Here is a 22187-nt window from a genome sequence, read left to right as displayed (position 1 = left end):
CATGGTCATCGAGACCGACGCCGCCCACACCCCCGGGGGCTTGGCCAAGCCCGCCGGGTCGCTGAAGGGCCCGCTGGCCTTCGCCATCGCCTGCTTCCTGATCTGGGGCCTGGCCTACGGCCTGCTGGACGTGCTGAACAAGCATTTCCAGGAGACGCTGAGCATCAGCCAGGCTGACAGCGCCTGGCTGCAGATCGCCTATTTTGGAGCCTATCTGCTGCTGTCGATTCCGGCAGGCATGCTGCTGCATGCGCGGGGCTACAAGTTCGGCATCGTGTCGGGCCTGGCGGTCACCGCCGTCGGCGCCCTTTTGTTCATCCCGGCGGCGGGCGCCGGCGCCTTCCTGCCCTTCGTCGGCTCGATGTTCGTTCTTGCCGCCGGTCTGTGCATCCTCGAGACCAGCGCGGACACCTACGTCAACGTCCTAGGCTATCCGGCCAAGGCGTCACAGCGCTTGAACCTGGCCCAGTCGTTCAACGCTCTGGGCGTCTTCTTCGGCCCCCTGATCGGCGGCGCGGTCTTCTTCAGCCCAACGACGACAGAAGCCCTGGGCGGCGCGACCCGCTCGATCCAGATCGTCTACGGCCTGATCGCCGTGGGCGTGGTCCTGTTCGCCCTCGCCGTCTGGCGCGCCCGCCTGCCTGAGACCGGCCTGTCGGACCATGGCGGCGCGGTCGCGGGCGACGCCCCTGCCCTGCCCCTGTCCAGACAGCCGCACTTCATCGCCGGCGTGATCACCCAGGCGCTCTACATCGGCGCCCAGGTCGGCATCGGCGCCTATTTCATCAATCTGGTGACCCACAACTGGCAGGGGCTGACGTCGCAGCAAGGCGCCTTCATGCTGTCCCTGGCGGCCATTGGATATCTGGTGGGCCGGTTCTTCGCCACGGCCCTGCTGCTGAAGATCAGGCCGCGCGTCCTGCTGACGGCCTATGGCGTAATCAATGTCGTCCTGACCCTGGTCGTGGCGACGGGCGTCGACAAGGTGTCGCCCATCGCCCTGCTGGCCGTCTTCTTCTTCATGTCCACCATGTTCGCCACAATCTTCGCCCTGGGCACGACCGGCCTGGGCGCCGGCACCAAGAAGGCCTCGTCCCTCATGGTCATGGCCATCGGCGGCGGCGTTCTGCTGCCCTGGCCCATGGGCAGGATCGCCGATCTCTACGGCGCCAATGTCGCCTTCCTCCTGCCCGCCGCCTGCTTCGCCGTCGTCGCCTGGTATGGCTGGAAGGGCGCGGGATTGGGGCTGAAGGCGGAGGCGAAGTGATGCGTCTCCGCACCGCCCTCCTCGCCTTCACGCTGTTGGCCGGCCCCACGGCCGCCTGCGCTCAAACGGTCGCGCCCACCGCCGCCTTGGCGCCGGCGTCTCCCATCGACCGCCACGCGCTGGTCACGCGCCACATCGTGACCCTGACCGCCATCGACCGCCACGCCCCGATCATGCTGGGCAACGGCGACTTGGGGTTCACCGCCGACATCACCGGGCTCCAGACCTTCCCGGAGCAGTATTCGGAATTGGCGCCCCTGCTGACCATGGCCCAATGGGCCTGGCACAGCTTTCCCAACCCGAACGGCTATACCGAGCAGGACGGCCTGATCGACGTGCCCGTGCCGGGGCGGGGCGAGCAACCCTATGCCTGGATGAAGTCCTGGGCCGTCGCCGAGACCCAGCCCGCCTACACCTGGCTGCGAGCCAATCCGCATCGGTTCTCGCTCAGCCGTATCGGCCTCGCCTTCGCTGACGGCCGGCCGCTTGATTTCGCCAAGGTCGCTGACACCCGCCAGACGCTGGACCTATGGTCGGGCGCCCTGACCAGCCGTTTCACCTACGACGGCCAGCCGGTCGAGGTCGTGACCCGCGTCCACCCGACGTTGGACATGCTCATGGTCGAGATCGCATCGCCTCTCGTTTCATCTCAGGGCCTGGGCGTTCAGGTTCGCTATCCGGGCGTGAACCCCGCCATCAATCCCGATCCGACGACGTTCGACAGCGACGGCGCCCAGAGCCTGAACATCGTCGCGTCCGACACCGGCGACGTCCACATTCGCCGCACCCTGGACGACACAACCTATTCTTCCGGCATCACCGCTTCCGGCAAGATCGAACAGAGCGGCCCCGACGCCTTCCGCGTCGCCTCGTCAGGTCGCGATCGGCTGACCGTCATGGTCCGTTTCGATCAACGGGAGCCCGTTGAAAAGACGCCTGCCTATTCCGCCGGCGTCCGGGCGACGACCGCCCACTGGAACGGTTTCTGGACCCAGGGCGGCGCCGTCGATTTCACGGGCTCCACCGATCCGCGCGCGGCAGAATTGGAACGTCGCGTCGTCCTGTCGCAATACCTGTCGGCCGTGAACGGCGCCGGCGAATTGCCGCCGCAGGAAGAAGGCCTGTTCTCCAACAGCTGGTACGGCAAGTTCCACCTGGAAATGCATCCCTGGCACGCCGGCTGGCAAGCGATGTGGGGGCACGCAGACATGCTGGAGCGCAGCCTGCCCTGGTATGTCGGCAATCTGGCCAACGCCCGCGCTGAGGCCGCCCGTCACCACGTCAAGGGCGCTTGGTGGCCCAAGATGGTGGGGCCGGAGGGTCGCAATAGCCCCAGCCTGGTCTCGCCCTTCATCATGTGGCAGCAGCCGCATCCGATCCTGCTGGCCGAGCTGGTCTGGCGGGCGGAAAAGGATCCGGCCGTGCTCGACCGATACGGCGAGGTGGTGGAAGCGACCGCCGACCTGTTGGCCTCCTGGCCCATCGAACACGACGGCCGGCTGAACCTGGGCACGCCGATGATCCCGGCCCAGGAGAACTACGATCCCTTGACCACGGTGAACCCGACCTTCGAAGTCGAGTATTTCCGGTGGGCGCTGGAAACCGCCCAAAAGTGGCGCGAACGCAAGGGTCAGGCCCGCCGCGCCGATTGGGATCAGGCCCTGGCCAAGATCGCGCCGCCGCCGATGAGGGACGGCCTGTATCTGCCTGTCGAGAGCGTGCCGGACTTTTGGGAGACGGCCATGTCCGACGCCTGTCGCCGACACGCAGCGGCGGCTCAGTGCAAGAACCGCGACCATCCCTCCTTCCTGATGGCCTATGGCTTCATTCCCGGCACGCGGATCGATCCAGCCGCCATGCGCCGCACGTTTGAAGCTGTGGAGCAGAACTGGGACGTGCGCCAGACCTGGGGCTGGGACTTCCCGATGATGGCGATGACGGCGGCTCGCCTTGGCGAACCGGAGAAGGCGGTGAACTGGCTGTTCGCCGACATGAAGAATAATCAGTGGGGCGTCACCGGCATGACGCCTCGCGTTCACCTGGATGAACACGCCGACGAACTGGTGCCCGTCTCGGCCGGTGCCGGCGGCGTGACGATGGCGGTCAATCCGGATGGTCCGGGCTATCGCCGCGCAGCCGAGACTTATTTCCCGTCCAACGGATCCCTGCTTATGGCCGTCGGTCTGATGGCGGCGGGTTGGGACGGGTCCAGCGGCCACGCGCCCGGCTTCCCAAAGGAAGGCTGGACCGTCCGTGTCGAAGGCCTGACCCCCGCGCCGTAATCAAGAAAACCGAGAGGACCGCCCCAATGACGACCTCGAGACGCACCGCCCTGAAAGCTCTGCTCAGCGCCCCCACCGTCGGCGCCTTCACCACGACGACCGCTCAGGCGCGGACCACGCCGGCCGTCCCGCCAGCGCCGGGACAGACCCCCGTCTGGCCCGCGCCCAACACCGCCCCGCCCTCGACTCAAGAGACGCCGGTCGAGCGGCCGCGCTGGGACGGCCCGGTGCCGACCGAGTGGGTCGATCCGAAGACCGGCCATCGCATCCGCCGCGTCTCGCCCGATGGCGGGGGCGGAAAGCCTTATTTCTACAAGAACATGTTCTTGCCCAAGAAGGTCGGGGCGCCCGACCTGATGGTCATCTCGACGCCTCAGGGCATCTCAACCGTCGATCTGGCGACCTGGGCCGTCAAAGTCTTGGTTCCCGACCATGACGCCGACCTGATGTTCACGGGCCGCAAGGGGCGCAACGTCTATTATTCGGTGACCACACCTGGCGAAGTTCAGTTGATGGACCGCGCCAAGACCCTGTTCGTCATCGACGTTGACACCAAACAGCGTCGCGAGATCGGCCGCATTCCGAACGGCCAGATCAATTCGGTCAATGCCGATGAGACGCTGCTCTTGGGCTTCGTGGCCTATGACAGCCAACCGCTCCAGCCGACCGTGCCCGACCCGCGCAACCGCCGCTTCGACCAGGCCGAGTACGAAGCTGATGGGCCGGACGGAAAGCCGCTGAACTTCGCCCGCGCCAAGGGCGTGCGGATGCTTCAACGCTGGGCCGCGCGCTATCCGATGGAAATCTTCGTCATCGACCTGACCACGGGCGAGCGACGCGTGATCCACAAGACCAACGAATGGATCGGCCACACGCAGTTCTCCCCCACCGATCCCCAGCAGGTCATCTTTTGCCATGAAGGGCCTTGGCACCGCGTGGATCGAATGTGGGCTATCCGCGCAGATGGCACGGGCCTGAGAAAGACCCATCAGCGGACGATGAACTTCGAGATCTTCGGCCACGAATGGTTCAGCCCGGACGGCAAACAGGTGCTCTATGACCTGCAAACCCCGCGCGGCCAGGTCTTCTGGGTTGCCTCGGTCGATCTGGAGACGGGCCGCCGGGTCTATCGTCGGGTCGAGCAGAATGACTGGTCGGTCCATTACAACGTCTCGCCGGACGGCAGTCTATTCGCTGGCGACGGCGGCGACGGCGACATGGTCGCTCATGCGCCCGACGGTAAATGGCTCGTCCTGCTGCGCCCGGAACCGATCGTTGATGAAGATCCGTCAAGCGACAAGGACAACCAGATCTTCGTCGAATATCTGCGCTCCGAGCGGATCGTGGATCTGTCCAACCACGACTACAGGCTTGAGCCGAATCTGACTTTCACACCGGACGCAAAATGGATCGTCTTCGTGTCGAACATGCACGGCGCCAACCACGTCTATGCTGTCGAAATCGATCGTGGCGCTTAGAACCATCGGCAGCTTCTCGAGCCCTAACGCCTGAGATGTCGAGGATTTATCGACGTTCTCGGCGGAATCTCTCGGTCCTGATATCACCTTGTTGCAAAATGCGGGAAGCTGTTGCAATAAGCGACACGTCGCTAATCCGAATATACGCGACAGCATGCCACAAAATGACACCGGTGCCAGATGGACGCCGGGATGGGGAGAGAACGAATGCGACGGACCAACACCCGGACTCTGTGCGTGGTTGGCGTATCCCTGGCGGCCCTGATGGGTGCGTCGGCGGCTGCGGCTCAGGCGGTTCCTGCCTCAGAACCCGTCACGCAAGACGCCGCCCAGGACGCAACCGTGGTCGATGAAATCGTCGTCACCGGCTTCCGGTCCAGCCTGCAACAGGCGCTGAACATCAAGCGCCGCGAAGCCGGAGCGGTGGACGCCATCCTGGCTGAAGACATGGCCGACTTTCCCGATCAGAACCTGGCCGAAGCGATCCAGCGCCTGCCCGGCGTGACCATCGACCGTGTGAACGGCCAAGGCACCACCATATCGGTGCGTGGTTTGGGTTCCGATTTCACCCGCACTCGCATCAACGGCCTAGAAGCCCAAGCTGCGTCTGGCGGCAACCGCAACCGCAGCTTCGACTTCTCAATGTTCGCGTCCGAACTGTTCAACAGCATCAAGGTTCGCAAGACGCAATCGGCCGAGATCGAAGAGGGCTCGCTGGGCGCCACCGTCGATCTGCAGACGGGTCGCCCCCTGGACTTCAGCGGCAGCGGCCTGAACTCCGCCCTGTCTGTGCAGGGCTCGTACAATGATCTGTCTGAGAAGACGGTGCCGCGGCTCGCGGGTCTGCTCAGCTGGTCGAACGAGGACCGAACCTTTGGCGCCCTGGTGTCAGTCGCCTATTCCGAGCGGTCGCCAATCCTGGGCAGCTTCAACACTACGCGTTGGCAAAAGGGCGACCCGTCAAACGTCAATGCCGCCGGCAACCCCTATGGGCGCGGCCAGAACTTCGGCGGCTGCATTCCCTGCACCACGACGGCGCAACGTGACGCCGTCCTGAACGCCTTCTATCCCCGCATCCCGCGCTACACCTTGGGCAATACTCAGGAAGACCGCCTGGGCATGACGGGCGCGCTGCAATGGCGGCCGAGCGACCGCACCGAGGCGGTGCTGGACGTCCTGTGGTCGCGGTTTAATTCGGAACTGGAAAGCCCGAACATCGAAGCCTGGTCGTTCAGTCGCGCCAACGTCAACAGCGTCGTCGTGCGCGATTATGCGATCGACGCCGACAAGAACATCCTGTCCTACGGCGTATTCGACAACATGCTGGTGCGCGCCGAGAACGGCTTCACCCGCAACGAAAGCAACTTCTATCAGGCCTCTCTGAACGTCCGCCACGATTTCAGCGACCGGCTGCATGGCAATCTGAAGGTCGGCGCCAACCGATCCGAAGCCCGCACGCCGCTCAATGTCGCCTATGCCTTCGAGGCCGCGGGCGTAAACGGCTACACCTTCGACTTCCGTGAGGACGATCGCCGGCCGCGCATCAACTACGGCTTTGACGTCACTTCGGGTCAACGCTTCACCCTGGTCAATGCGACGCGCAGCAACGCCGGCGGCAACTTTGACAACAAGGTCGGCGCCGGCTCATTGGCCTACGACTGGTCCGATGCTCTGACCTTCAAGATGGGCGGCGAGTATCGCACCTATGGGTTCGAGACCTTTGGCCTGACGCGGACCAAAACGTCTCCGACCGGCGCCGATCGACTGACCGGGGTCGACGGCATCGGACGCGTCGTCAGCATCGGGGATGGAGTAAGCGCCGGCGCAGGCTCTGATCTCAGCTTCATCGTTCCCGACATTTCAAAGATTGCTGACTTCCTCAGCTTCTATGACGATCCCCTGGTCCCTAATCGCAGCGAGCGTGAAGTGGACGAAACGGATAAAGGCGTCTTCCTCCAAGCCGACTTCAACACGACTGTCGGAGGTATGGTCCTGCGCGGCAATGCCGGCATCCGCTACGCCCAGACCGAGGTCACGGCCAAAGGCTGGCAAACCATCGCAGTCGGGACGCCGCCGGTCACGACCTATGACTACGTGACAACCGACAACGACTATGACGACGTCTTGCCGTCCTTCAACCTGGCGCTGGAGCCGCGTGACGACGTCGTGATTCGCCTGGGCGCCGCCAAGGTGATGTCCCGTCCGACCCTCGGCGATCTGACCCCGGGCGGCAGCGTCTCACCGACCACCCGCACAGTCTCCTACGGAAATCCGCTTCTCGACCCGTTCCGCGCCACCAACTACGATTTCTCGGTCGAGTGGTATTTCCAGAATGAGGGCCTTTTGGCCGCCGCCGTCTTCTACAAAGACATCGACAGCTTCATCACATCCGAAACAGTCGGCATCCCCTACAACCAGCTGGGCCTGCCCAACGAATTGCTTCAGGGCGCTGCCAGCCCGACTGACATCTTCCAGGTCACGCGCCGCCTGAACGGCGAAGGCGGCGCGCTGAAAGGGATCGAAATCCAGTATCAGCAACCCTTCACCTTCCTGTCCGGTCTTTGGTCCAACTTCGGCTTTACCGGGAACGTCACCTGGGTTGATTCCGAGGTCAGCTATGGCACGGCCGGCAAAAACCGCCTGACGGGCCAGTCGAAGAACACCGCCAACGCGACCCTGTACTATGAGGACGGCCCATTCCAGGCCCGCGTCTCGGTCGCACACCGCAGCCAGTATCTGCTGTCCTTCCCCGGCGCGAACGGCAACTCCGAAGAAGGCGTCAACGACACCACCAATGTCGATGCCTCCATGTCCTACGAGTTCACGCCGAACCTGACCTTCTCGCTCGAAGGCATCAATCTGACGGACGCCTACACCGACCGTTACGTCGACGTGACCAACCGCGTGTCCGACTACCGTCATACCGGCCGAGAGATCGCCGTGGGATTGCGCTGGAAGTATTGAGCTTCCCTCCCTGACGCCTCCAGCGTGACAAACTAAAGGCCCGGAGCGGACAGCTCCGGGCCTTCTTTTTTACCCAGGAAAAAGTGGCGATTGAGGTTTTCGGATCCCTCGCCGCCTCTACAAATACGCCCCCACCTGCCAGGGCAAGAACTCGTTGTCGCCGATGCCGAGGGCCTCAGATTTGGACGGCTCGCCTGACGCGACATCGAGCATCTTCTGGAAGATGACCTCGCCGATCTCGGCCAGGCTGGTCCCGGTCAGGACGGGCGATGCGTCGATGTCCATGTCTTCGTCCATCCAGTTCGCCAGTTTGGCGTTAGAGGCAACCTTGATCGAGGGGGCGGGCTTGGCGCCGAAGACCGAGCCCCGGCCGGTGGTGAAGACGATCAGATTGGCGCCCGAGGCGATCTGGCCTGTCGCCGAGCACGGATCGTAACCGGGGCTGTCCATGAAGCTGAGGCCCTGCGCCTGAAGCGGTTCGGCGTATCCGATCACGTCGTTCAGAGGCGTCGAACCGGACTTGGCCACCGCACCCAGCGATTTCTCCAGGATGGTGGTCAAACCGCCCTTCAGATTGCCGGGCGACGGATTGTTGTTCAGCTCCATCTGATGGCGATCCGCATAGTCGCGCCACCACGCCAGACGCGCGTTCAGCTTGTCCGCAACGTTCTGCGACGCCGCGCGCCGCAGCAGCAGGTGTTCCGCACCCCAGATTTCGGGCGTTTCCGACAGCATGGCCGAGCCCCCGTGCGCGACCAGCAGATCGACAGCTGCGCCCAAGGCCGGATTGGCTGTGACGCCGGACCAGCCGTCCGAACCCCCGCATTGCAGACCGACAGTCAGGTGAGATGCGGAAACAGGCTGGCGCTGGACTTGCGCCGCCTCTGCGACCAGATCGCGAACGATCTCGATCCCGGCCTCGATCGCCCGGGCCGTGCCGCCAGCCTCCTGGATCGTCAGGGGGCGCAGACGCGAGCCGGATTGAAGGCCTTCGTTGGCGAGCCAGGCGGGAATCTGATTGGCCTCGCAACCCAGACCCACGATCAGAATGGAGTGGAAGTTCGGATGCTTGGCATACCCCGCTAAAGTCCGCTGCAGCAGGGTCACGTCGCTGCTGAGTGACGAGCCGCCACAACCGCCTTGGTGAGTGAAGGCGACCACGCCGTCGACGCCCTTCGGCAGGATGGAATCCGGGAAGGCGTCGGCGATGCGGCGCGCTACGGTGGCCGAACAGTTCACGCTGGTCAGGACGCCGATATAGTTGCGTGTCCCGACGCGGCCGTTGGGGCGAACGATACCGTTGAACGTCGCGCCAGACAGCGGCGGAGGTGGACGCAAGTCGGCCCCGACCTCGGCTTCACGACCGTCCTCGGCCATGGCCAGATTATGAACGTGGACGTGATCGCCGGCAGCGATGACGGTCTTGGCGCGTCCGATGACCTGACCGTAGCGGCGGACCAGATCGCTTTCTTCCACCGCATGACGGGCGATCTTGTGGCCGGTGGCGATGTCGGCGCGCGCCGGTGCGTTCAGGCCATCGGGTGTATCGCCGCTGGCGATGTCGTCCAGGGCGATGGCGACATCGTCGGCAGGGTTCAGGATCAGGACGCGAGACATAGATTTACTCCGCGACCAGACGCGCGGCCTCGACGGCGCCGTTCTGGCTGAGCGACAGATAGGCGGACGTGACCGCTGCGGCGAACCGGTCGTCAGCGGCCAGCGCGGGCGGGAAGACGGCCGACAGGCTCAGCAAGGCCGAAACGCGCGACTGATCAGTGTCGGCGCCGGCCAACAGTTCAGAGGTCTTGGCCGCCAGAGGATCGTCGACGACGACCTGCTCACCCGTTTCGGTTACGCCCGACTGCCACTTCATCCAGGCGGCGACGCCCAAGGCTATGGCATCGATACCCTGCGCCGCCGCAAGACGTTCGGCGGCCCCGGCCAGCAGGCGCTGGGGCAGTTTCTGCGAGCCGTCCATGGCGATCTGGCGCGTACGGTGCATCAGGGCCGCATTGGAGAACCGGGCCATCAGCGCCTTACGATAGGCGGGGATGTCCAGACCTGGCGGGGGATTTAGCGTCGTTTCGGCCTCGTCCCACAGGGCCTCGACATAGGCGCGGAAGGCGGGGACGGCGACGGCCTCGTGGACATGCTCGTGCCCCGACAGGGCGCCCAGATAGGCGATAGCCGAGTGGGCGCCGTTCAGCAGGCGCAGCTTGGCGTCCTCCCACGGTTCGACCGCGTCGGTCAGTTGCACGCCGAGCGACGCGAAGTCCGGCCGTTCGCCGGAGAACCGATCCTCGATCACCCACTGGATGAAGGGTTCGGCCTTGACCATGCCCTGGTCTTCGACGCCCAAACGGGCGGTCAGGCGGGCGATGTCGTCGGGAATGGTCGCCGGGACGATCCGGTCGATCATCGTCTGGGGAAAGGCGCCCTCGGCCTCGATCCAGTCCGCCAGCGCCGGGTCGATCTGGCGCGCCATCGCCAGCACCCCGTCCCGGATGCGCTTGCCGTTATGGGGAAGGTTGTCGCAACTGATGACGGTGAAGGGCTTCAGTTCCGCCGCCTTGCGGGCCTGAAGCGCGGCGACGATGAAACCCGGCGCCGTGCGGGGCGAGCCGATGTCGGCCAAGTCCGCCGCCACCTCCGGGTCGTCTAGCAGCAGGTCGCCGGTCGCCGGATCGAGGCGATAGCCCTTTTCGGTCACAGTCAGGGTGACGATGTGGACGTCGGCATCGGCCATGGCGGCGACCAGGGCGGCGGGATCTTCCGGCCCGACTATCACGCCCGCGCAGGCGCCGATCACCCGCAGATGCTCGTCCGATCCGTCACGCACGACCAGGGTGTACAGCCCGTCCTGCGGATTCAGCTGATCGCGTACGCCGGGCGACCGAAGCGAAGCGCCCAGCACACCCCAGCGCGGATCGCCCGACCTGATCGCATCGTCGAACACGACCGCCTGGTGGGCGCGGTGGAAGGCGCCGATGCCCAGATGGACGACACCCGTCTTCACCTGGGCGCGGTCGTAGCCGGGGACGGCGATGTCGGCGGGCAGCCCCGTCAGGCCGGCTTGGTTCAGTCTACTCACAGCTTGTAGGCCGCCTTGGCCAGGCCATAGGTCAGAGCGTGGGCCAGTTCGTGAGCCTCGTCCTCCTCCATCCGATGCTCGACGACCAGTTTAGCCAGGAAGCCGCAGTCCATGCGCCGCGCCACGTCATGACGGGCGGGAATGGACAGGAAGGCGCGGGTGTCGTCGTTGAAGCCGACGGTATTGTAGAAGCCAGCCGTCTCGGTGACCTGCTCGCGGAAGCGACGCATCCCTTCGGGACTGTCGTGGAACCACCAACTGGGTCCCAGCTTCAGAGCCGGATAGTGGCCGGCGAGTGGCGCGAGTTCGCGGCTGTAAGTGGTTTCGTCCAAGGTGAACAGGATCAGAGACAGACGGCTGTCCGAGCCGAACCGATCCAGCAGCGGCTTCAGCGCGCGCACGTAGTCGGTCTGGGTCGGGATATCGCAGCCCTTGTCGCGGCCGAAACGGTTGAAGACGGTGGCCGAGTGGTTACGGAAGCTGCCGGGGTGAAGCTGCATCACCAGACCATCCTCGACCGACATGGCGGCCATTTCGGTCAGCATCTGGCCGCGGAACAGTTCAGCGTCGGCGGCGCTGGCGGGCGCCGTCGACACACGCCGGAACAGGGCCTCGGCTTCGGCCTTAGGCAGATCTGCGGTGAAGGCCGTCGGGTGGCCGTGATCGGTCGAGGTGGCGCCCATTTCGATGAAGAAGACCCGGCGATCGCGTAGGGCTTGTAGGTATCCGTCCCACGACAGCGTATCGCGGCCGGTCTGATCGGCCAGGATTTTCAGATTGTCGCGGAAACCCTCATAGTCCGGGTCAAGAACCGGATCCGGGCGATAGGCGGTCAGCACCCGTCCCTTCCAGCCCGAGGCTGCGATGGTCTTGTGATGCTCCAGCGTATCGAGCGGGCTCTCGGTCGTGGTCAGGACCTCGATATTGTAGCGATCGAACAGGGCGCGCGGCCTGAAGGCGTCGGTCTTCAGGGCCGCATCGATCACGTCATAATAAAGATCGGCCGTCTCGGCCGACAGGCGCACGTCGATGCCGAAGGCCTCAGCATAGACCCAGTCGTGCCACATCCGCGAAGGCGTCCCCCGGAACAGGTGATAGTTCTCGGCGAAGCGCCGCCAAATCTCTCGCGGATCGCTCTCGACCGGCCCGCCGTCCGCGCGGGGCACCCCCAGATCCTCCATCGCCATGCCCTGCGAGTGCAGCATGCGGAAAACGTAGTGATCGGGCGTGATCAGAAGTTCGGCCGGATTGGCAAAAGGTTCGTTCAACGCAAACCAGCTCGGGTCCGTATGGCCATGCGGGCTGATGATCGGCAGCCCCTTGATCTCATCATACAGACGACGCGCGATCGCCCGGGTGTCGCTGTCCGCCGGAAACAGGCGATCGGGGTTCAGTTTGAGCGGATGAACCATAGCGTTTCTCATTGCCTCGTGGCGGAGGCTCGGTTCGCCTCTCGATCTTGATCCAACAAACCTACAACATGGCCCGCGAAAAGACACCGGTTACCATCATCGAACCTCAGCTTGTTTTCGGCGTCGGACGTCGGATTTTAGGCAAGGCTGCGCTGACGCCTTGCGTCCGGGCGCGAGGCTGGACATAAGGGCCGCTCACCGCCCGTGCGGGCCGGCTTAGCTCAGTTGGTAGAGCGCCAGTTTTGTAAACTGGATGTCGCGGGTTCGATTCCTGCAGCCGGCACCACGCTTTTCGACCATCGGGGACATGGCCGACACAACCAACAAGCTGGGCCACAAGATCGGTGCGCGAGGCGGTAGAACCCGCCAGGCGATCCTCGACGCGACCCAACGCCTGTTGAATGAGCGGCATTACGGGGAAATCCGCGTCGCCGATGTGGCCTCGGCCGCCGGCGTGTCGCCGTCCAACTTCTACACCTATTTCAAGACGGTCGAAGAGCCTGTTCTGGCGCTGTGCGAGGTCGCCGCGACGGATTTCCAGGGATTGGCCGCGCATTTCCAGGCCGACTGGCCGGGCGACAAGGCCTTCGTCATCGCGCGCGCCTTCATTCTGGACGTGATGGCCATCTGGCGCAGCCACGGTCAGGTGCTGCGTGTCGAACACATGCTGGCTGACAATGGCGACGCGGCCTTCGTCGAAAGCCGGGTGCGCCGCTTGCGCCGGCTTCACCTGTCCATCGAACGCCGTGTGGCCCAGGCTCACGCCAGCGGTCTGCATCCCAAGGATTACAATCCGAGGCTGGCCTCCTATCAGATCGCCTCCATCGCGGAATCGACGGCGGCCAGTTTCGATCTGTTGCGACGGGCCGATACGCCAGAGGCCATTCTGGATACGGCGGCCATCATCATCGTCAAGCTGACGACCGGACGTTAGAGGCCCAACGGCCCATACAGCCAGGTCATCCAGATCCCGACGGCCAGGAAAACGCCGAAAGGCAGTTTCTCCGATCCGCTGACGCTGCGCCGGACCACCAGAATGCCGAAGACCAGGCTGAGCCCGACCCCGCAGGCCCACAGCAGCACGCTGGGCAGGCCCATCCAGCCGACCCAGGCCCCTGCCCCGGCGAACAGGAAGGGGTCGCCTCCCCCCAGTCCCTGGCGCTTGCGGACGAGCTGATACAGCCAGCCGACCAGCCACAGACCACAAAACCCGACGGCCGCGCCAATCAGATGGGAAAAGCCGAGCCCCCAATCCAGAATCAGCGCGACCGTGACGCCTGTCGAGATCAAGGGCAGCGTCAGACTATCCGGCAGCCAGAAGTGTTCACCGTCGACGATGGCGATCAGCAACAGCTGCCAACCCAGAACGGCCGTGACGGCGATCATGAACGTCGAGGCGCCGCCTGTCGCGCCCCACACCCCGGCCCAGACGCCGACGCCGGCCGAAGCTAACTCGATCAGGGGATAACGCGGCGAAATCCGGGTGTGGCATCGCGCACACCGACCGCGCAAGGCAAGCCAGCTGAAGACCGGCACAAGCTCCCAGGGGCGTAACGTCTGATCGCAGCCCCGGCATCGCGAGCGGGCGACGACGATGTCCTCGTCGCGCGGCAGGCGAACGCTGACGGCGGCGATAAAACTGCCGACGATCAGGCCCAGCCCGCCCATGATGGCGGCGGCGAGTACAGGATTCATCAAGACGTCCCGAAGGCGGCGAACCGCTCAGGCTTAACCGCCTCCGAGCGCCACCGCCACATGATAGGTCACCAGCGACGCCAGATAGGCCAGACCGAACATGTAGCCGATCATGATCCAGGTCCATTTCAGCGAGTTGGTCTCGCGCCGCACGACGCCCAAGGTCGCCACGCACTGGGGCGCAAAGATGTACCAGGCCAGGAAGGACAGCGCCGTCGCCAGAGACCAGTGCGACGCAAGGGTCGAGGCCAGAAGCCCCGTCGCATTTTCGGCGTCTGCGATGGCGTAGGTGGTCCCCAGCGCCGCCACCGCGACCTCGCGCGCCGCCATGCCGGGGATCAGGGCGATGACCATCTGCCAGTTGAAGCCGATGGGGGCGAATATCGGCTCCAGAGCCCGGCCGATCATGCCCGCGAACGAATAGTCGATGGCCGGCAGGGTCGCATTCTCCGGCGGATAGGGGAAGGTCGCGAGCACCCACAAGATGATCACGAGCGGCAGGATGATGCGGCCCGCCCGGTTCAGGAAAATCTTGGCCCGGAGCCACAGATTGAAGCCGACACTGCGCAGGTCCGGCGTCTTGTAGGCCGGAAGCTCCATCATGAAGGGCTCGACCGCACCGCGCCAGAACACCTTGCGGATCAGCAGGGACACGATCAGGGCGCTGACGATGCCAGCGGCGTAGAGGCCGAACATCACAAGGCCCTGCAGGTTCGCGAAGCCCCAGACCGTCTTATTGGGAATGAAGGCCGCGATGATCAATGTATAGACTGGGATGCGCGCCGAGCAGGTCATCAGCGGCGCGACCAGGATGGTGGTCAGGCGGTCGCGCCGAGAATCGATCACCCGCGCCGCCATGACGCCGGGAATGGCGCAGGCGAAACTGGACAGCAGTGGGATGAAGGCCCGGCCGTGCAGCCCCGCCCCGCCCATGATCTTGTCCATCAGGAAGGCGGCGCGGGCCATATAGCCGAAGTCTTCCAGCGCGATGATGAACAGGAACAGGATCAAAATCTGCGGCAGGAAGATCAGCACGCTGCCGACGCCGGAAATGATGCCGTCCACGATCAGGCTTTGCAGCAGGCCGTCCGGCAGCACATTGGCGACCAGGCCGCCCAGCCAGCCGATGCCGGCCTCGATGCCGTCCATCACCGGCGCGGCCCAACTGAACACGGCTTGGAACATCACGAACAGCAGGGCGAACAGGATCAGCAGCCCGCCGACCGGATGTAGCAGCACCGAGTCGATCCTGCCGGTGAGTGTGTCGGGCCGCTCAGGCGGGCGGACGCAGGCCTTCATGATCCGCTCGGCCTCGCGGGCGGCGGTTCGCAACTCGGCGGCGTCCGGACTGCGCCATTGGCTTTCGGTCACGGCGGCGACGGCGGCCTGGTCCTCAATGGCGGCGACCAGATCGTCGATGCCGCGCTTGCGGGTGGCCACGGTGGTGATGATCGGCACGCCCAGTTCGTCGCGCAGTCGCTCCAGATCGATCCGCAGGCCCTGGCGCTGGGCGATGTCATACATGTTCAGCGCCAGAACCATCGGCCGACCGACGGCCTTGAGCTCCAGAATCAGGCGCAGGACCAGACGCAGATTAGTGGCGTCCGCGACGCAGACCACCACGTCGGGCGGCGTCTCGCCGGCCAGTCGCCCTAGGACGGCGTCGCGCGTGACCTCCTCATCAGGGCTGCGGGCGCGCAGGGAATAGGTGCCGGGCAGGTCCAGCACCGACATCGTGCGGCCCGAGGCGGCGCGGATCAGGCCTTCCTTGCGCTCCACCGTCACGCCGGCGTAGTTGGCGACCTTCTGGTGAGCGCCAGTCAGGGCGTTGAACAGGGCCGTCTTGCCGCTGTTGGGATTGCCGACCAGCGCGACACGAGCCGTCTTCAGCGCAATGTCCATCAGGCGGCGCCCAGCCGGATCGAGAGGCTTTCCGCCTCGTGGCGACGCAGGGCCACGCGCATGTCGTCCACCTTCATGGCGATCGGGTCGCGTCCGAAAAGACCTTCGTGCAGCAGTTCGATCTGCGCGCCTTCGACAAAGCCCAGTTCCAGCAGACGGCGTTCCAGCTCGACCGCCTCGCCCTGATGGTGACAATGGGCGCCCACCTGAACGATGACGCCGCGATCGCCGCGTCGGGCTTGGCTCAACTTGATGGTGTCGGTCAATTCTACGCTCGCACGGGCGAGGCCGCTCCCCCACGGCTCCGCGTTTCTTTGACACTGATTATCAGGTGCGAGGGGGCTACGTCCAGCAGGACAGCTTGACCAATTGCCGCGCCGGTGCGTTGCGCTATCACAAGGCAAACAGGAAGCCGCCATGACACGCCACGCCCTCGTCGCCCCCCTTCTTCTGGCCCCGCTTTTGACCCTGGCCGCCTGTGGCCAGGGCGAGCCGTCCGCAACCACGCCTGCCGCGCCGGTTCACGTGCTGACGGATGCGGAAAAGGCGACACTGCTGGCCTCCCTGCCCGCCCCCTACAATGCGGGTGATCTCGAGAACGGGCGTCGGGCGTTTGCGCGCTGTCGCGCCTGCCACACCATTGGCGAAGGCGGGCCGGACATGGCGGGTCCAAACCTATACGGCGTGTTCGGCCGCAAGGCGGGAGATCGTCCCCGCTACAACTATTCCAACGCCATGCGCACGGCGACCTTCACCTGGGACGCCGAGAAGCTGGATCACTGGCTGGAAAACCCGCGCACCTTCCTGCCTGGCAACAAGATGACCTTCCCCGGTCTGCCCGACGCCACGGATCGCCGCGACGTCATCGCCTTCCTGAAGGTGGAGACGGACTACAAGCCAGAGCCGGCGCCCGCCTCCTGATCCGTCAGGCCTCGGGCAGTTCCTTGGGGCCGCCTTCGCGCAGTTCCTGGGCTTCCCACTCCTCGATCTTGCGGGCGGTCCATTCCGGCGACTTGGTGAAGCGCGCCAGGACGCCATAGATCACCGGGACCACGAACAGGGTCAGGACGGTGGCGAAGATGGCGCCGGTGAAGATCACCACGCCGATCGTCTGACGGCTGCCGGCGCCGGCGCCTTGCCACAGCACCAGCGGCAGGGCGCCGAAGGCGGTTGCGATCGAGGTCATGATGATCGGACGCAGACGCAAGGACGACGACTCGATAATCGCCTCCCGGATCGAGCGCCCCTGGTCGCGCAGTTGGTTGGCGAACTCGACGATCAGAATGCCGTTCTTGGCCGCCACCCCGATCAGGATGATGAGGCCGATCTGGCTGTAGATGTTCAGGCTGGAGCCCGCCATCAGCAGGCCGAAAAGCCCGCCCGCCGCCGCCAGCGGCACCGTCAGCATGATGACCGCAGGCGTGATCCAGCTTTCGAACTGGGCCGCCAGAACCAGGAAGACCAGCAAAAGCGCCAGACCGAAGGCCGCGAGCACCGCCCCGCCTGCCTCCTGCTGATCGCGCGCCGCCCCGCCCCACTGGGTGACGACGGCCCCTTGCGGCTGCTTGGCCGCCTCGGCGTTCAGGAACTGGATCGCGTCGTCGATCGTGGTGCCGGGATTGAGGTCGGCCTGCAGTGAGATCGCGCGTTGTCGATCCAGACGGCGACGGTCCGGCGTGTCGCCGCTGGTCTTGGTCGTGACCACGGCCGACAGCGGCACCAGTTGGCCGCCCCCGGTTGCCACATACAGGGCTTCAAGATCGGCGACCTCACGACGATTGTCACGCTCCGTCTGCAGGATGACATCGTATTCCTGACCGCCCTTGATGTAGGTCGTGGCGCGGCGAGAGCCGAACATGGTCTCCAGCGTACGGCCGATGGATTGTGATGAAACGCCCAAGGCAGCGGCTTTTTGCGGATCGACATCGACCAGCAGACGCGGCGAGTTCGGCTCATAGTTCAGGCGCGGACGCGAGAAGCCGGGATTGGCCTGGGCCGCGGCCAGCATAGGCTGAAGCCAGGCGTAGATCTGCTGATAGTCGCTGCCGGTCGCGATCAACTCGATGGAATTGGAGTTGCCGCCGCCGCGCTGGAAGGCGCCGGGGGTGGAGGCGTTGACCTGGGCGCCGGTCTGGCCGCGCAGCTTGCCGTTCAATTCCTGAGCGATCTCAGCCGCCGAGCGGTCGCGCTTGGACCAATCGGCGAGCGTCAGGACCGCATTGCCCGAGTTGAAGCTGCCGCCGCCGAAGCCGGGCGCGGACACCAGATAGCTGTCGGCCTCGCCGCTGGTTTTGTATTCGGCTAGCAGAGGCTCCAGCCCCAGCATGATCTTGCGGGTATAGTCGAAGCCCGCGCCTTCGGGCCCGGCGACGCGCACCGTCACCCGGCCGCGATCCTCGTCCGGCACGAGTTCGTTGGGCAGGGTCAGGAAGATGCCGCCCGCCCCTGCTGCGACCAGCAGGATCAGGGCGCCGACGCCGATCACGGCGATGCGTCGTCCCAACAGCATGTCCAGCGACCGACCATAAGACGACTTCAGCCGATCCATGCCCCAATCGACCTTGCGCGCCACCCAGCCGCCGCCATGGGCGGGTCGCAAAATCTTGGAGGCCAGCATCGGCGACAGGCTGAGCGCCAGGAAGGCGGAGAAGGCCACAGCCGCCGCGATCGCTGCGGCCAGTTCGACGAACAGACGTCCGACATAGCCCGGCAGGAACAGCAGCGGCGCAAACACTGACAGCAACACGATGGTGGTGGCCACGACCGCGAAGAAGACCTGGCGCGCGCCGCGTTCGGCGGCGACCAGAGGCGGCTCGCCCAGATCCAGACGACGCTGAATGTTCTCAACCACCACGATGGCGTCATCGACCACGAGGCCGATGGCCAGCACCAGGGCTAGCAGAGTCAGCAGGTTCAGCGAGAAGCCTAGCGGGGCCAAGACGATGAATGTCGCCAGCAGACAGATCGGCGCCACGATGGACGGGATCAGCGCGGCCCGCAGACTGCCAAGGAAGATGAAATTGACTAGAGCCACCAGCGCCATGGAGATGCCGATGGTAATCCAGACTTCGTCAATCGCGTGCGAGGTGAAGACCGAGTTGTCGGATCCGACCTCGATGGTCACGCCCGGCGGCAGTGTCGGCCGGATTTCCTCGATCATCTTGTGGACGCCGTCCGAGATGGCGAGGTCGTTCGACTGCGCCTGACGTGTCACGGCCAGGCCGATCTGATCCATGCCGTTGCCGCGGAACAGACGCCGGTCTTCTTCCGGCGCTTCCTCCACGCGCGCGATGTCGCCAAGGCGCGTCACATAAGTCGGCTGCCCTTGGATGATGGCTGACGAGCCGCTGCCTGTCCCCGTGGCGACCGTCGCCGAGGCCGAGGCCGAGCCTCGCGTGCCGATGGGCAGTTGACGGAAGTCTTCCGGCAGGGCGTAGGTGCGCGCCACGCGGACGGTGTAGTCCTTGTCCGTCGATTCCAGCGAGCCGGCGGGCAGTTCGACGTTCTGGTTCGTCAGCGCCGTCTCGACGTCGTTGACCGTCAGGCCCCGCGCTGCCATGGCCGCGGAATCCAGCCAGATCCGCATCGAATAGCGCTGCTCGCCATAGATGTTGACCTGCGCCACGCCGGGCACCGTCGCCATCCGGTCGATCAGATAGCGGTCGGCGTAATCGGTCAGCTGCAGCCGGTTCATGCTGGTCGAGCGCAGGAAGACGATGATGATCGGCTGGCTGTCGGAATCGGCCTTGGCCACCTCGGGCGGGTCGGCCTGATCGGGCAAGCGGCCGACCACGCGGCTGACGCGGTCACGCACATCGTTGGCGGCGTCGTCGATATTGCGGTCCAGCGAGAACTCGATGTTCACGTTGGAGCGTCCGTCGCGGCTGGTCGAGTTGATACGTTCGACGCCCTGGATGCCGGCGATCTGCTGCTCTACCGGCTCGGTGATGCGGCTCTCGATGACCTCGGCCGAGGCGCCGGCGTAGCTGGTGTTGACCGAGACGATGGGCGGATCGACGTCCGGCAGTTCGCGCACGGGCAGGAAGAAGAAGGCCGCCGCGCCGATCACGCACAGCACGATGGCCGCGACGGCCGCGAAGACGGGCCGCCGGACCGAGACGTCGGACAGCATCATTTGGCGGCGCCCGACTTGCGACCCTGGCCGCCTACGCTGACCGGCGCGCCCGGCTGAATACGGTTCAGGCCCGATCCGACGATGCGGTCGCCCGCCTCGATGCCGGACAGGATCTCAACGAAGCCGTTCTCGACGGCCCCGGTCTCGACCTCGACCCGCTGGGCGGTCGAGCCGTTCTGGCCGGGCGCGATGCGATAGACGAAGGCGCCGGCGCCTTCGTATTGCACGGCCGACTCGGGCACGGCCGCGCCCTGACGCTGGCCCTGCTGGACCGCGACGCGCATCAGCATGCCGGGACGGATGCGGCCGCCGGGGTTGCGGAACTCCGCGCGCGCGGTTGCGGCGCGCGTCGTTTCGTTGACGCGTGTGTCGATTAGGGCGATCCGGCCCGTAAACGGCTCGTCGCCATAGGCATCTGCCGTCGCCGTCAGCTGGGCGCCGGGACGCAGCAGGTTCAGATAGCGCTCAGGCAGGGGGAAATCGACGCGGATCGTCGAGGTGTCGTCCAGCGTCGTGATCACCGCGCCCGGGTTGATCAACGTGCCGGGCGTCACCGTCGTCAGACCGACGCGCCCGGAGAACGGCGCCCGGATTACACGATCGCCGCGACGCGCTTGGGCCGCCTGCAACGACGCTCGCGCGGTTTCCAACCCGGTCTCGGCCTGTTCCAGCATGACCTGGGGCGCGACGCCCCGGTCGGCCAGGGCCTTGTAGCGATCGTATTCGCGCTGGGCCTGATTGACGTTGGCGCGAGCCTCGATAATGGCCGCGTCTTCTTCACGCGCTTGGAGTTCGACCAGTGGCGCGCCGGCCGAGACGTACTGGCCGTCCGCGAACAGGACGCGGGTGATCAGTTCGGTGGTCGAAGAGGTGACATTCACCGACCGCTCGCCGCGCGCCACGCCCAAGACGCGAATCTGATCCGAGAAGGGCCGCTGCGCGACAACGGCCTCCGACACCTGCTGCGCCCCGCGTCCGCGACCGCCGCCCGGCCCTGCCGCCTTCTTTTCGTCTCCAGCGGAGACTTTGACGATGGCGGCGACGACCATCAGGGCAAGCAGGACAGCGGCGGCGACGAGGAAGAAGTGACGTTTGATCACGCGGGGGGTCTCTCGGTCAGGGGGACGCCGCATGCATTACCGGGTAATGAAGTGCGCGCAATGTTACGTATCAGTAACGTGCCGGATCACATTTTCCGTCGCGGAAATCTTGCCTAAAATCGTCTCCAGATCGAAAGAACGGGCCCGCGGCTGATGGGAATCTCCTGGCCTGCGACGGTTTGTCTCCATCCGGCCTGCAAGCTCCAGGCGCCGAAATCACGCACCACCGAGGCTTCCAAGGACAGCCAGCGCGCGCCGCCGTCGGCCGCGCCGCCAAACGCCTGACCCAGCATCATCCAATCCTCGCCGAGCCGGGCGCCCGCCGTGGCGTCGATTCGGGTTTCATCCGGCAAGCCGTCCCGCAGACGGCATGCGGCCTGAAGCTCGACAAATGCGCCGTCCATTCCCCAGCGCTCGCCCATCTCGCTAAGGGACCGGCCGACCGACACGCGCGCCTCCCAATCGTGATCGCCGACGCCCGGCGCGGCATAGCCGGCGTTGCGCCCCTCCCCGGCCTTGGTATAGCCGCCGTAAAGGCTGACGGCGTTCAGGTCGTCGCGCCAGACCTGCCAGGTCGCACCGATTTCGATTGGACCGCGTCCGCTGTAGTTGACGAAGGGGTCCTCGCCGTCCTGCCAGTCCGCCTTCAGCTGAAGCGTCAGCCGATCCGACACGCCGTATTCGGCGAACAGACCCAAGGTCGCGTCGCGCCGCTGGCCGCGCAGCTCACGCTCTTCGCCACCAGCGTCGAAACCTGTGTCGGCGCTCAGCCGCTCATATTTGACGATGGCTTGGCCCTTGCTTTTCGGCTGGGTCCAGGCGCCGGCGACGACTTCAGTCGGCGTCGATGCCGCGAGGACC

The 22187-nt window shown here is 65.3% G+C and carries 15 protein-coding genes and 1 tRNA gene; 7 read left to right on the top strand and 9 right to left on the bottom strand.

Features of this window, described 5'->3' with window-relative positions; translation table 11 throughout:
* Position 1: 1 nt before the first annotated feature.
* From RT123_RS08125 to RT123_RS08110, 4 genes are all read left to right on the top strand, one after another.
* Positions 2-1267: an MFS transporter gene (locus RT123_RS08125; RefSeq protein ID WP_313008673.1), complete on the top strand. Its 1266-nt coding sequence runs from the start codon at positions 2-4 to the stop codon at positions 1265-1267.
* On the top strand, positions 1267-3549 hold the full coding sequence (locus RT123_RS08120; protein WP_313008672.1) for a hypothetical protein: 2283 nt from the start codon (positions 1267-1269) through the stop codon (positions 3547-3549). Before RT123_RS08125 ends, RT123_RS08120 begins: the two co-directional genes overlap by 1 nt.
* A 26-nt stretch (positions 3550-3575) precedes the next feature.
* Positions 3576-5027 carry an oligogalacturonate lyase family protein gene (locus tag RT123_RS08115; RefSeq protein ID WP_313008671.1) on the top strand — a complete coding sequence of 484 codons (1452 nt, stop codon included), beginning with the start codon at positions 3576-3578 and terminating at the stop codon, positions 5025-5027.
* Positions 5028-5234: 207 nt separating this feature from the next.
* A complete protein-coding gene (locus tag RT123_RS08110; RefSeq protein ID WP_313008670.1) occupies positions 5235-7991 on the top strand; it encodes a TonB-dependent receptor in 2757 nt (918 codons plus the stop codon).
* Positions 7992-8108: 117 nt separating this feature from the next.
* Here the strand turns inward: RT123_RS08110 and RT123_RS08105 are convergent, their stop codons facing one another.
* From RT123_RS08105 to uxaC, 3 genes are read right to left on the bottom strand one after another with little or no spacing between them, the layout of a single operon-like run.
* A complete protein-coding gene (locus RT123_RS08105; protein ID WP_313008669.1) occupies positions 8109-9608 on the bottom strand; it encodes an altronate dehydratase family protein in 1500 nt (499 codons plus the stop codon).
* Positions 9609-9612: 4 nt separating this feature from the next.
* Complete coding sequence (locus tag RT123_RS08100; protein WP_313008668.1) at positions 9613-11082, bottom strand: mannitol dehydrogenase family protein; 1470 nt, start codon at positions 11080-11082, stop codon at positions 9613-9615.
* Positions 11079-12494, bottom strand: coding sequence for a glucuronate isomerase (uxaC, locus tag RT123_RS08095; RefSeq protein ID WP_313008667.1), 1416 nt, complete (start codon positions 12492-12494; stop codon positions 11079-11081). Before uxaC ends, RT123_RS08100 begins: the two co-directional genes overlap by 4 nt.
* Positions 12495-12704: 210 nt before the next feature.
* Between uxaC and RT123_RS08090 the strand changes: the two genes are divergently transcribed.
* Together RT123_RS08090 and RT123_RS08085 are read left to right on the top strand one after the other, a co-directional pair.
* Positions 12705-12780: transfer RNA gene (locus RT123_RS08090), tRNA-Thr, on the top strand.
* A 21-nt stretch (positions 12781-12801) separates the two neighbouring features.
* On the top strand, positions 12802-13428 hold the full coding sequence (locus tag RT123_RS08085; RefSeq protein ID WP_313008666.1) for a TetR/AcrR family transcriptional regulator: 627 nt from the start codon (positions 12802-12804) through the stop codon (positions 13426-13428).
* Here the strand turns inward: RT123_RS08085 and RT123_RS08080 are convergent.
* Genes RT123_RS08080 through RT123_RS08070 form a run of 3 tightly spaced genes read right to left on the bottom strand, consistent with a single transcriptional unit; the run spans position 13425 to position 16357 of the window.
* Complete coding sequence (locus RT123_RS08080; RefSeq protein ID WP_313008665.1) at positions 13425-14189, bottom strand: A24 family peptidase; 765 nt, start codon at positions 14187-14189, stop codon at positions 13425-13427. The two genes, RT123_RS08085 and RT123_RS08080, sit on opposite strands and share 4 nt — an antisense overlap.
* Positions 14190-14222: 33 nt before the next feature.
* Entirely contained in the window at positions 14223-16091 is a 1869-nt protein-coding gene (locus RT123_RS08075) for a ferrous iron transporter B (RefSeq protein ID WP_313008664.1), read from the bottom strand.
* Positions 16091-16357: a ferrous iron transport protein A gene (locus tag RT123_RS08070; protein WP_055754847.1), complete on the bottom strand. Its 267-nt coding sequence runs from the start codon at positions 16355-16357 to the stop codon at positions 16091-16093. Before RT123_RS08070 ends, RT123_RS08075 begins: the two co-directional genes overlap by 1 nt.
* Positions 16358-16508: 151 nt before the next feature.
* Here RT123_RS08070 and RT123_RS08065 point away from each other — a divergent pair, with 151 nt between their 5' ends.
* Complete coding sequence (locus RT123_RS08065; RefSeq protein ID WP_313008663.1) at positions 16509-17012, top strand: cytochrome c family protein; 504 nt, start codon at positions 16509-16511, stop codon at positions 17010-17012.
* Between the two features lie 4 nt (positions 17013-17016).
* Here RT123_RS08065 and RT123_RS08060 read toward each other — a convergent pair whose 3' ends face one another.
* The 3 genes from RT123_RS08060 to RT123_RS08050 form a co-directional block, all read right to left on the bottom strand.
* Positions 17017-20223 (bottom strand): efflux RND transporter permease subunit, encoded by a 3207-nt coding sequence (locus RT123_RS08060; protein ID WP_313008684.1) that lies wholly within the window; start codon positions 20221-20223, stop codon positions 17017-17019.
* Complete coding sequence (locus RT123_RS08055; protein ID WP_313008662.1) at positions 20223-21326, bottom strand: efflux RND transporter periplasmic adaptor subunit; 1104 nt, start codon at positions 21324-21326, stop codon at positions 20223-20225. The genes RT123_RS08060 and RT123_RS08055 overlap by 1 nt, the downstream gene beginning before the upstream one ends.
* Before the next feature lie 113 nt (positions 21327-21439).
* Positions 21440-22024, bottom strand: coding sequence for a hypothetical protein (locus tag RT123_RS08050; protein WP_313008661.1), 585 nt, complete (start codon positions 22022-22024; stop codon positions 21440-21442).
* Between the last annotated feature and the right edge of the window lie 163 nt (positions 22025-22187).

This window comes from Brevundimonas vesicularis (genome assembly GCF_032067225.1).
Taxonomy (GTDB): domain Bacteria; phylum Pseudomonadota; class Alphaproteobacteria; order Caulobacterales; family Caulobacteraceae; genus Brevundimonas; species Brevundimonas vesicularis_F.
This window is presented reverse-complemented; position numbering and strand designations above follow the sequence as displayed.

Bases quoted from the DNA above. Each gene is read 5' to 3' on its own strand.
- RT123_RS08125 (WP_313008673.1), top strand. From the start codon at position 2: ATGGTCATCGAGACCGACGCCGCCCACACCCCCGGGGGCTTGGCCAAG.
- RT123_RS08120 (WP_313008672.1), top strand. From the start codon at position 1,267: ATGCGTCTCCGCACCGCCCTCCTCGCCTTCACGCTGTTGGCCGGCCCC.
- RT123_RS08115 (WP_313008671.1), top strand. From the start codon at position 3,576: ATGACGACCTCGAGACGCACCGCCCTGAAAGCTCTGCTCAGCGCCCCC.
- RT123_RS08110 (WP_313008670.1), top strand. From the start codon at position 5,235: ATGCGACGGACCAACACCCGGACTCTGTGCGTGGTTGGCGTATCCCTG.
- RT123_RS08105 (WP_313008669.1), bottom strand. From the start codon at position 9,608: ATGTCTCGCGTCCTGATCCTGAACCCTGCCGACGATGTCGCCATCGCC.
- uxaC (WP_313008667.1), bottom strand. From the start codon at position 12,494: ATGGTTCATCCGCTCAAACTGAACCCCGATCGCCTGTTTCCGGCGGAC.
- RT123_RS08085 (WP_313008666.1), top strand. From the start codon at position 12,802: ATGGCCGACACAACCAACAAGCTGGGCCACAAGATCGGTGCGCGAGGC.
- RT123_RS08080 (WP_313008665.1), bottom strand. From the start codon at position 14,189: ATGAATCCTGTACTCGCCGCCGCCATCATGGGCGGGCTGGGCCTGATC.
- RT123_RS08075 (WP_313008664.1), bottom strand. From the start codon at position 16,091: ATGGACATTGCGCTGAAGACGGCTCGTGTCGCGCTGGTCGGCAATCCC.
- RT123_RS08065 (WP_313008663.1), top strand. From the start codon at position 16,509: ATGACACGCCACGCCCTCGTCGCCCCCCTTCTTCTGGCCCCGCTTTTG.
- RT123_RS08060 (WP_313008684.1), bottom strand. From the start codon at position 20,223: ATGCTGTCCGACGTCTCGGTCCGGCGGCCCGTCTTCGCGGCCGTCGCG.